This is a genomic window from Crenobacter oryzisoli (assembly GCF_030385785.1).
GTDB classification, from domain to species: Bacteria; Pseudomonadota; Gammaproteobacteria; order Burkholderiales; family Chromobacteriaceae; genus Crenobacter_A; species Crenobacter_A oryzisoli.
On the sequence record NZ_JAUEDK010000097.1, the window covers coordinates 1 to 3952 of the forward strand.

General features: G+C 59.4%; 3 protein-coding genes. 1 reads left to right on the forward strand and 2 read right to left on the reverse strand.

The window, feature by feature from the left end:
* The first annotated feature begins 204 nt into the window (after positions 1-204).
* Positions 205-2253 (forward strand): alkyl/aryl-sulfatase, encoded by a 2049-nt coding sequence (locus tag QU481_RS23485; protein ID WP_289832366.1) that lies wholly within the window; start codon positions 205-207, stop codon positions 2251-2253.
* 61 nt (positions 2254-2314) lie between these two features.
* On the opposite strand, the gene QU481_RS23490 is transcribed toward QU481_RS23485, so the two are convergent.
* Together QU481_RS23490 and QU481_RS23495 are read right to left on the reverse strand one after the other, a co-directional pair.
* A complete protein-coding gene (locus QU481_RS23490; protein ID WP_289832367.1) occupies positions 2315-2545 on the reverse strand; it encodes a helix-turn-helix domain-containing protein in 231 nt (76 codons plus the stop codon).
* 119 nt (positions 2546-2664) lie between these two features.
* Positions 2665-3952, reverse strand: a 1288-nt coding sequence (locus QU481_RS23495) for an aminodeoxychorismate synthase component I (protein WP_435382745.1), incomplete at its 5' end; no start/stop codon positions are given.

Consider the following 3952-nt stretch of genomic DNA (forward strand, 5'->3'; position numbering starts at 1 on the left):
TCACCGGCTTGCTGGAAGGCAGGCGGGTGGGCGACAAATTTCACCGTGCCAACGGGGACGTGATCCAAGCGGATTTCAACGCTGCCCGGAACGTGAAACACCGGCTCCATGACCCGGCTATTGCCCGGTTCATGCCGCACCGCGAGGTGCTGCGGATTCTGCAATCACGTTCCTCCGGCGCAACTGAGCGTCAAGAGGCTTCAGTTGGTCGGCGCAAGCCGCGTCAACGAAGTGCGGATAAATCCATTGCTCTACTTTGAGCAAGTTTTTTGGAACAGCGGAAGAATGCATGCCGTATACAATGGCGAGATCACACTCGCGGCCCTGTCCCTGATTGTCTGGATCGGCTCGGCTCAAGCTGCCCCCAATCCCGCCACAGATGCGACTCGTAAAGCCAACGATGCCGTGGCTAATTTCTTGCCGTTTTCCAACAAGCAAGACTTTGAAGATGTCCACCGCGGATTTATCGCTGATCTGCCGAGCCCAGTAATAAAAGGCAAAGCTGGCAATACCGTTATTGACTTGTCGCAATATGAATTCTTGAAGAAGAAAGGGCCTGTTCCTGCCTCCGTGAACCCTAGTTTGTGGCGGCAATCGCAGTTGTTAGCGACTAGCGGCCTGTTCAAGGTTGTGAACGGCATCTATCAGGTACGCAACATCGACCTGGCCAATATCACCTTCATCCGAGGGGAGAAAGGCTGGGTGGTTATCGACCCGCTGACCTCGACAGAAACCGCCAAAGCCGCCCTTGACCTGATCAACAGCAAGGTCGAGAACCTGCCGGTAACTGGCGTAATCTTCACCCATTCGCACATTGACCACTTCGCCGGCATTCGCGCCATCGTGGATGAGAAAGATGTCCGCTCCGGCAAAGTGCCTTTGATAGCACCAGACGGCTTCATGGAAGAAGCCGTGAGCGAGAACATTTTTGCCGGCAATGTGATGAGCCGTCGCGCTTCGTACATGTACGGCAACTTGCTTCCCAGGAGTCCGCAAGGCAACGTCGGCGACGGGCTGGGCCTGACCACGGCAGCGGGTAACATCACCTTGATCGAGCCAAACAAATTGATCAAGAAAACTGGTGAAACGCTCACGGTCGATGGAGTAGACCTGGTATTTCTGATGGCGCCGGACACGGAAGCGCCTGCTGAGATGCTGTTCTACTTCTCCCAGTACAAAGCTATTGATCTGGCTGAGGATGCCAATCACACACTGCACAACATCCTGACCCTGCGTGGCGCAAAAGTACGCAGCGCGCAGAAATGGAGTAGTGCCCTGAGTCAGGTCATTGATATGTGGGGAAAGGACGCCGTTGTGTCATTTGGCAGCCACCACTGGCCGCAATGGGGCAATCAGCGCGTTGTGGAACACTTGGAAAAGCAACGCGACCTGTACAAATACATCAACGATCAAACCCTGCGCATGGCCAACCAAGGGCTGACCATGAATGAGATCGCCGAGCAATTTGTACTGCCGGATAGCCTGGCCAAAGAGTTTTACAATCGGGGCTATTACGGCAATCTAAAGCACAATGTCCGTGCGACCTACCAGCTGTATCTGGGCTTCTGGGATGCCAATCCTGCCAACTTTGACCCGCTGCCTCCGGTTGAAGAGGCAAAAAAGTACGTGGAGATGGTCGGAGCCAACAAGATGATCGCCACCGCCAAAGCCGCGTACAACAAGGGGGAATACCGTTGGGCCGCAACCGTTGCCAACAAGGTGGTGTTTGCAGACCCCACCAACCAGTTAGCTCGCAATGTAGAAGCCGATGCACTGGAGCAAATGGGGTATCAGGCCGAATCCGGCCCAGTGCGTAATTTCTATCTGTCTGGAGCGCAGGAACTGCGCGGTGGCATGAAGAAAATGGCGCCGTCCAATGCCAGCTCGCACGACATTATCCGTGGTATGACTCTGGATTCATTCCTCGATTTCCTTGCCATCCATCTAAACGGTCCAAAAGTCGGTGACAAATCTTACGCCTACAACCTGCGCTTCCCGGATATCAAGACAGAGTACGTGCTGACCGTGAAGAACGGCGTCATGAACTACAGCAAGGGCAAGCAGATGGATAAAGCTGATGGCACCGTGACACTCAACCGCAGCACCCTTGATGACATCGCGATGGGCAAGCTCAAACTGGGCAACCTGACGGAAAGCGGTGATGTGACGATTACCGGCGACAAGGCAAAATTCAAGGAAATGCTAAGCAATTTCGACAAGTTCGATTTCTGGTTCGCCATCGCCGAACCTTGATCTTGTCCTTGTATACGCAAGCGAACGAAGCAACGCCCCGGATACGGGGCGTTATATTTCGCTAGTGGCTTAGCTCGACCGCGACGCGTTCCTGAGCCGGTGTCAGCGTGCTTTGCAGCCTGTGCGCCGTATGCGGACGATCTTCGACGCTATCCCGGCTCTTCCATTTGCGGATCGTATCGATGGTGACGTTGTAACGGGCAGCCAGCTCCGCCTGAGTGCCGGTGGCTTGCTGGATTTCCTTGCGAGTGGCTGGCGTGGTGCGAGCCTGTTTGTGCAGTTTGACAATCATTTTGCTTGAGCCTCGAGCGATTCCAGAAGCTTACCCAAGCCTTCACTGGCCAGGGTAAGCTTCCAGATACGTTTACTCAGATGATCGTCCCGGATGCGACAGCTACTCACTTACGGCCCTCAGTCCACCACCCCGAGCGCGCGCAACAGCCCGCGCACCTTGTGGCGGGTCTCCTGCAGTTCCCGTTCCGGATCGGAGTCGGCGACGATGCCGCCGCCGGTGCGGAAGCGCAGCCGGCTGCCCTCCTGCATGAAGGTGCGGATCAGGATATTGCTGTCCATTGTGCCGTCACGGTTGAGGTAGCCAAGCGTGCCGGTGTAGGCGCGCCGCGCGCTGTTCTCCAGCTCGCGGATGATCTGCATGGTGCGCACCTTCGGGCAGCCGGTGATGGTGCCGCCGGGGAACAGCGCGCGGAACACCTGGACGGTGTCGACGTCGTCTCGCAGGCGCCCTCGCACATTCGACTCGATGTGGTGCACGTAGGCATAGCTCGCCACTGCCATCAGCTCGTTCACCTCCACCGTGCCCGGCTGCGAGATGCGGCCCAGGTCGTTGCGCTCCAGGTCGATCAGCATCACGTGCTCGGCACGCTCCTTGATGCTGCTGATCAGCCGCTGTTTCAGCGCGGCGTCCTCGTCCGGATCGGTCGAGCGCGGATGGGTGCCGGCGATCGGCCGGGTATCGGCCCAGCCGTCGCGCACTCGCACCAGTCGCTCCGGCGAGGAGCTGACGATCTGCGCGTCGCCCAGGTCTGCCAAGGCCGAGAACGGTGCCGGGTTGGCGCGGCGCAGCGCGGCGAACAGGTCCGGCGCGGCGATGCCGTCGGCCAAGGTCGCACGCCAGCCGCGCGATATATTCACCTGGAACACATCGCCCTCGTAGATGTAGCGCTTGAGCCGCACCACCGCGTCGGTGTACCACTCCGGCGGATCCTCCTCGAGCGCGGCCAGTGCCACCGGCTGCGGCTGGAACGGCGGGACATGCTCGACGCTGCGCGCCAGTTCGACCCGTTCCGCCTCGCTCTCGGCCATCAGCCAGGCCTGCTGCTTCTCGCGGTCGACCAGCACGGCGGCCGGCACCCTGGAGAGGGCGGCGATCGGGAAGCTGTCCGGCAGCGCCGCCGGCACGGTTGGCTCGAAGGCCGACAGCAGGTCGTAGCCGAGGTAGACGAACCAGCCGCCGGTGAACGGCAAACCGTGCGGATTGGCGACGTCCTCGCGCGGCAGCGCGGCCAGATCGGCGAGAAACGCCGCTTCGTCACCGGCCTGGTAGACGCGGCGCTCGCGCGGCAGGGCCAGCAGCAGGTCCCAGCCGGTATCGCCGGACGACTGCAGCAGGTAGGGGAAACGGACGCGGTCGGCGGCATGGAGCGCCAACAGGTCGGGAATCGAGGCGAGAGGCTGACAG

Excerpts from the sequence above, each read along its gene's own strand:
- QU481_RS23490 (WP_289832367.1), bottom strand. The coding sequence starts at position 2,545 with ATGATTGTCAAACTGCACAAACAGGCTCGCACCACGCCAGCCACTCGC.